Raw genomic sequence first — 6,484 nt, forward strand, 5'->3', positions numbered from 1 at the left:
TCATCATCAAATGGTCGCTCGCATGGGCGATGAGGACTACACAAACTACACAGACAGGGAAAAGAGCCCAAAAGGCTGCGACTACAGAGCTGGGCATTCGCCAACCAACCATCCCTAAACGCCCACTCAGAGGGGCGACCCATCTCGTTCTGGTACGCCAGGGCGAAGAGCGGCGCCATGGTCTTCTGCCAGGAGGACAAGTCCAGGTCTGGTGGGGGCACGACGTTTTGCAGCGACAAGCCGATTGACGGCGAGGAGGCCACAGATCAGGGTTCCACCCACTCGTTCCCGCCCTCTGCCACGGGAAAGGTGCTGCACTACGGCACCGCGCAGGCCAAGGTCGCCCACGTCGCGGCGGTACTCAAGGAAGGCGGACGAGTCGCCGGCGCGCTCCAGACACCGCAAGGCGCTCCTCAGGCCGTCTGGACTGTCACCGTTCCCGCGGACAAGACGGTGACGGCGTTCGAGTTCGCGGGCGGCGGGGGTGAGACGATCAAACGAATCCAGCGGCGGCAGTCCATGACGGTGCCCGAGACCGACGCCAGGCAGGTCGGCCCTACCGTGGATATGCCAGGCGAGCTCGAGGTGAGGCGCTACAAGACACCCGACACCATGACCCTGATCTGGAAACTGGACGGGCAGAGCGTGGCCGTGAACAGCCTCTCATCCGGCATGGCGGTGATCGAGAGAGGCGGTCCCGCCCGGGCGCTGATCGACATGGACGGCAAGCCCATGCAGGTGGAGCTGCGAGAGTACAAGGAGCACTGGTTCGGCATCACCAGCACCAAGACCAAGCGTGTCGCGCTGACCTTCAGGGACGGCACGTCGGTGAGCGCCGACACCAGGCCCGACCCGTGGAAGATCGGCGGGTTCCGGATGTTCGCCGGGACACAGCAGCGTAGCGACGACTTGTACGCCGAAGGCTTTAAGATCGTCGGCTACGACAAGAACGGCGCAGAGCTCTGGCACGAGGATCACCAACCCACGCGCTAGGTCTCGGATCTCAACGCCGTACGTGTCAACGCGGATGCCGTTCGCGATCGTCCACACTTGGAGGAGAGGTATGCCTGGCATCTGTCATCGAGTCCAGACGCAGGCACGTCACCAGTTGACTCGGCATTCTCGACACAACCCCCGAAGCGGCGGCTCTGCTGGCGTGTCAATCACTTCTCGTTTCGTACAAGCACGAAGCTGGAATCGCATGAATGAGCTGATCGTAGATCCCGCCATCCCGACACACGACCGGCAACGAATCGCCGGCGCCCTCTCCTCCCCACACGGCCGGCCGAATCCCGAGCCCTCGCGAGGGGCGTGCCAATTCCTCACCCGGACCGCAGCTCCGGCCGTAGGAGCGGCCAGTGCCGTGCTGGCCGCGATGGCATTCGAAAGCGGGCATGAAAGCATCGGGAGTGCGGCCATGATGGTCTTCCTCCTGACGGTCTTGTTCATCGGCGTGGCACGCCCTCACCGGACGGCCCGCGGCGACGGCGACCGTTTGCGTAGTCTGCGATGACCTGGCTCCTCCCGCGTTACCCTGCTCAGTCGAGCGCAGAATGCCCTCGACACCGTTAGGCACTCCCAGGTAACCCCGGTGCCGCGCGGGCCTTTTTGGCCACGACAGCACTGAGCCCGGCGGCTGCACCGAATCTGACGCGGGCACCTCCCAGCATCACAAACATCCCGCTCGGCAACAGCTAGGGCGTTCGTACGGTCGGCGTTGGGGCACGGCGCGCGCCGGGCATGGTGACTGGCAGCAGGTCGAGGTGATTCGTTCGGCGTCTGCTCCGAGTCGACGCCGGAGACTGACTCATCTGAATGAGAACTCGGTCGGCGCGGGAGCCAAAACGGTCCCTGATCAGACACGGACAGGGCATCTGGCCTGTGGCACCCTTACTGGCCTACTTGGTCTCCACCCGAGAAGCCCTACTACGGACAGAGCCAAGCTGCGCCCATCGGCTCTCAGCCGGGTCACGTCCACGGACGTGGTGTATGAATCGATCTTCGCGTGATCCTGTTTCTGCAGGTTAAGCGGTAAGTGTCTGTGGGAGCGGGTTCTGCGCCGGTGTGTCGCTGATGATCAGCCGGACGCGGGCTTTGGCCAGGATGTCCAAGCCCATGTAGCGGCGGGCTTCGGTCCATTCATCGGTCTGCTCGGCCAGCACCGCGCCGACCAGCCGGATGATCGCGGTCCGGTCGGGGAAGATACCGACCACGTCGGTGCGACGGCGGATCTCCTTGTTCAGCCGTTCCTGCGGATTGTTGGACCAGATCTGGCGCCAGGTCTCGCGCGGGAAGGCGGCGAAGGCCAGCAGGTCCTCCCGGGCGGCGTCCAGATGCTCGCACGCGGCCGGATACTTGGCCTCCAGGGCCTCGATGACCCAGGCGTGCTGGCTGCGGACCTGTTCGGCGGTGGGCTGGTCGAAGATGGTGCGCACCAGCGTGGCCACCCACGGCTGCGCCGACTTGGGCACGGTGGTGAGCAGATTGCGCAGGTAGTGAAGCCGTCAAGAAACAAGCTGTCGATTTCCGCATTTCGCCTCGTCGAGGGTGTATGGCGGGCCCAGGAAAGCACGTAAGGCTCTTGCTGCACCTGAATGTGGTCGTGCAGCATGTGGGACCGGACGGGACGTCCACGGGCCATCGCCCAACAGACACGCCGACAAGTTATTTCTTGACGGCTTCAGTGCGTGCGACACCGCTGCCACGCCGCCCCAGGCAGGGCGGCACCGATCGCCTCCACCAGGCCGCGGTGGGCGTCGGAGACGACCAGCTGAACCCCGGACAGGCCACGCGCGACCAGGCCGCGCAGAAACGCCAGCCAGCCCGCGCCGTCCTCGGCCGAGGTGACGTCCAGGCCGAGGACCTCGCGCTGGCCGTTGGCGTTGACGCCGGTGGCGACCAGCGCGTGCACATTGATCGTGCGGCCGCCCTCGCGCACCTTCTGCGTCAGCGCGTCCAGCCACACGAACGTGTACGGGCCGCTATCGAGCGCCCGGGTGCGGAACGCCTCGACCTGCTCATCCAGCACCTTGGCCATAGCCGAGACCTGGCTCTTGGAGATGTGCTTGATGCCGAGTTGCTCCACCAGCTTGTCCACCCGCCGCGTCGACACCCCCAGCAGGTAGGACGTGGCGACCACGCTGACCAGTGCCTGCTCGGCCCGCCGCCGGCGCTCCAGCAGCCAGTCCGGATAGTACGAGCCCGACCGCAGCTTCGGAATCGCCAGCTCGATCGTGCCCGCGCGGGTGTCCCACTCACGGGTGCGGTAGCCGTTACGGGAGTTGGTCCGCTCGTCGCTGCGCTGCCCGTAGGCGGCCCCGCACAGGCTGTCGGCCTCGGCCGACATCAACGTCTCGGCCATGGTCTTCACCATGGATCGCAACAGATCCGGATCACCGGTCTCGATCTGCTGCGCCAGCCACCGGGCAGGCGTCACACTGTTGTCCGCGGTCATCGCCGTTCTCCTTCTTGGAATCGTTGCTACGAAGGATCACGCGATGGCCGTTCTCATTTCACGACGCCACACCTGCTGACCAGGTCAAACTCGTACACCACTTCCGCGGACGCAACCCTCAGCCGCGCGAGATATGTGCACCAGCTCAGGCGACCTCAGCGGCTTGTTCGCTGTTCCTGAGCCGGTTCTTGAGCCGGAGGGCAGGAGTGTGCCGGGCCGCTCCGGGCGCGGTTCACGCCGCGTGCGACGGTCTGATGTCGTCCCCGCCGCCGGGTGTGTTGCGGGGATGAGTGGCGCTGAGGCCTTCCAGGTAGGCGAGGTGGGCGCGGTGATGGGCGAGCTCCTCCTGGTTGGCGGCGATCAACGCTTCGAGGGTGGCGATGGTGTCGCGCTGGTGGGATAGCCCGACCCGCTCGATCAGGTGCCGAGCGGCCGCGCGGCGCAGCTGAGCGAGGTCGTCTCGTTGCATCCAATGGATGGCCAGGGCGGCGATGACAGCGGCGGCGATGTCGTTGGCATAGGCCGGTGCGGGCGCGCGCCGGTATTGGGTGGAGGCGTCACACCGCAGGGCGCGAACGCCGAGATCCGCTGGGGTGCGGGCACCGGCGAGGGCGTGGCTGGCGTCAATGGTGCTGCAGTCGATCAACTGAATATCGTGGTCAATGAGTGGCCGATCAGGGCGATGGCGCCGCAGGAGCACGCCGGCGGGAAGTTCATCTCCGTAGTGGAGGGTGACACGGGTGGTGTCGGGGTCGATGCGGTTGGTGTCGAAGGCGGGTTCGAGGGTGAAGGTGCCCCGGACCTGGGCGGCCACGACGTGGCAGCGCAGCGCTCCGGTGAGAAGGTTGGCGGTAGCCGTTATCCGCAGGCGACCATGGGGGGCGGCGGCCAGGTCGACGGTGCGGGCATGAGCGAGGTCGGGGGAGACGCCCTGCGGGGATGGCGTCGTGGTCATCGAAATCCTTGAATGTGAGGAGGTGTTCGGGTCCCTGAAGAGCTGGTGGCCAGGGCGGAGCATGAAGGTGAGCCGGCCGCGGACGGCTGGCGCAGCGCCAGCCTTCCGGCTGACGGCCCGGTAGAACGCCGCATTGCCGTCGGGAGGGTGTCCCCGCTGCGTGCTTCTCTGAGCAGCCGCACTCCTGCCGTCCCGCGCTGCGAAGATCGCTCATTGCACAGTCGGAGACGCCTCCTTAAGGCTTGATACCGTCAGACTGGGGGAGACAAGGACGTGAGGCACCGGGTGGCACTGTCAACGATGCGGACCCCTGAGCGGTGGCTGATCTCTTCCAGGCCCTGCTCGGCAGGCAATGCATCCGCGCGGCGTGCCGTCGCTCGCCGATCGCGCGTGGACACGCATCGACGAGCGCGGCCGCTGCGCGGGAGGGCCACGGGTTACCGAGCCGGAGCACCGCGAACCTCATCACGACCTCCTCCTGGTGGGGTAGTTGCTGTTGGAATCCCCCGCATTCAGGCGGGCGGAGGATGTCAACAGGTGACGAGCGGGAAGTGCGTGTCGGCTTCATGGACACTCATCCGGCCGGTGATGTCGTAGTACTCCACGCGGGTGGTGGCCGCAGGCGGTCGTCCTGTCTGATCAGCGGTGTGCTGACGCCGCACGATTTGCTGACCAAGGCAAAGCTGCCCTGCGGGGATGGTGATGCTGTTGTCGTTGACGCGGACGACCTCGTACCAGGTGCCGTGGTAGAGGGCGAAGTCGCCGATGTCGAAGTCGGTGCATCGCCACACCTTGATGCCTTCGGCGACCAGGTGCTCCCAGTAGGCGAGCTTTTCCAGGAGCAGTTGCTCCCGCACGATCAGTCGCTGCCGGAGGTCCGCCAGCGGCGGGTTAGGCCGGGTGACCGGATGGCCTCGCTCGTCGACAACCGTCTGACCATGGTGTTCGAGTGGGGTCGCGTAGGCCTCGCCAGTGAGTTTACGGCGGATGCGGTTGAGCTCGGAGCGGAGCCGGTGGATACGGCGCAACGTGCTGCGAGGATTTCGCCGATGCTGCTCACGGTGCGTCGCGGTCTTCTGGGCAGGGCCCGCGCGCACGGTCCGGCTGGACGCAGGTGCCAGGTGTGCCGGTGCGGGGGTCTGATCTCTGCTGATGGTGGGAGATGGTGCGCGGGCGGGGTCGGGCCGGTTCTTCGTGGCGATGCGCGGCTCTCGCAGGTCGGAGGTGCTCCCGGCCGGTGGTGTCAGGACGGTTTCGATCCGGGTCTGGTGCCCGGCGGCGTGCAGCCCGTCGGCGATCTCATGCGCACGTGCAAGGAGGTGCTGGAAGCCTGCGCCCTCAGATCCCCGCAGTTGCCAGGCGCCGCGCCGCCCGCTGGGGGTGATGCCGCCGCGCCAGACCAGTTTGTTACCGTCGCAGCCCCGCAGGTCGCGGGTTGTGGCGCCCACCAGGAGGAGGCCGTGGACGGCCGAGACCTGAATGATGATCATCGAGTTGTCCCTTCGTGCGGTGTGTGATCATCCGGTAGCCCCTTCGTGTGGCTTGGGGGATGTGGCATGCGGCCGAACGCTCGGGCGGGGCCCGAACTGAGCCTCCAGGTGAGCGGCCATCATCTCTGCGGTGTTGCGCTCGTCGAACAGGCCGCCGAACTCGTGCGCCTGTTCGGCACCAAGACCGATGAGACGGGCGGCGCGAAAGCGGACGTGGATAACATCACGGCCTCGGATCGTTCCGATGTGATGGGCCGGATCGCCGGTGACGGCCAGCAGGTACTCCTCTGCGCTGCCGTTGAGGTCGAGATGGTCGGCCGGGGTGAGAGCGATTCCGTCGGTGACTCCTCCGCCCCCTGAAGAGGGTGGCTTCTCGCTAAGCCGCTGCGGCTTCGCGAAGGGCAAGCCCTGCCCCGAGGATGTTGATCGCCGCGTTGACGTCGGCGTGCGCGGTGTGACCGCACGCCGTACAGGCGAACTCGGCTTGGGTGGCGCGGTTCTCTTTCGCCATGTGCCCGCATTGGGCGCACGTGCGGGAGGTGTTGCGGGGGTCCACGGAGATCAGCTCTCGACCGGCGCTTTCAG

General features: G+C 66.4%; 5 protein-coding genes and 2 pseudogenes. 2 read left to right on the forward strand and 5 right to left on the reverse strand.

From position 1 onward, the window contains the following. Positions 1-177: 177 nt before the first annotated feature. Complete coding sequence (locus tag ACTWPW_RS62510; RefSeq protein WP_443174771.1) at positions 178-993, forward strand: hypothetical protein; 816 nt, start codon at positions 178-180, stop codon at positions 991-993. Between the two features lie 1,031 nt (positions 994-2,024). Here the strand turns inward: ACTWPW_RS62510 and ACTWPW_RS62515 are convergent. The 4 genes and pseudogenes from ACTWPW_RS62515 to ACTWPW_RS62530 all read right to left on the reverse strand — a co-directional run. Then, positions 2,025-2,498 (reverse strand): annotated as a pseudogene (locus tag ACTWPW_RS62515) (transposase); the annotation flags it as partial. Between the two features lie 188 nt (positions 2,499-2,686). Then, positions 2,687-3,454, reverse strand: a pseudogene (locus tag ACTWPW_RS62520) (IS256 family transposase); the annotation flags it as partial. 232 nt (positions 3,455-3,686) lie between these two features. Continuing rightward, the gene (locus ACTWPW_RS62525; protein WP_443174772.1) at positions 3,687-4,409 is read right to left on the reverse strand and encodes a hypothetical protein; all 723 of its coding nucleotides are present in this window, start codon (positions 4,407-4,409) and stop codon (positions 3,687-3,689) included. 530 nt (positions 4,410-4,939) lie between these two features. Further along, entirely contained in the window at positions 4,940-5,899 is a 960-nt protein-coding gene (locus ACTWPW_RS62530; protein ID WP_443174773.1) for a hypothetical protein, read from the reverse strand. 66 nt (positions 5,900-5,965) lie between these two features. Between ACTWPW_RS62530 and ACTWPW_RS62535 the strand changes: the two genes are divergently transcribed. Further along, positions 5,966-6,259: a hypothetical protein gene (locus ACTWPW_RS62535; protein WP_443174774.1), complete on the forward strand. Its 294-nt coding sequence runs from the start codon at positions 5,966-5,968 to the stop codon at positions 6,257-6,259. A gap of 16 nt (positions 6,260-6,275) precedes the next feature. On the opposite strand, the gene ACTWPW_RS62540 is transcribed toward ACTWPW_RS62535, so the two are convergent. After that, the coding region (locus ACTWPW_RS62540) for a zinc ribbon domain-containing protein (RefSeq protein WP_443174775.1) at positions 6,276-6,484 on the reverse strand (209 nt) is incomplete at its 5' end.

Source organism: Nonomuraea sp. KM90 (assembly GCF_052246675.1).
Lineage (GTDB): Bacteria > Actinomycetota > Actinomycetes > Streptosporangiales > Streptosporangiaceae > Nonomuraea.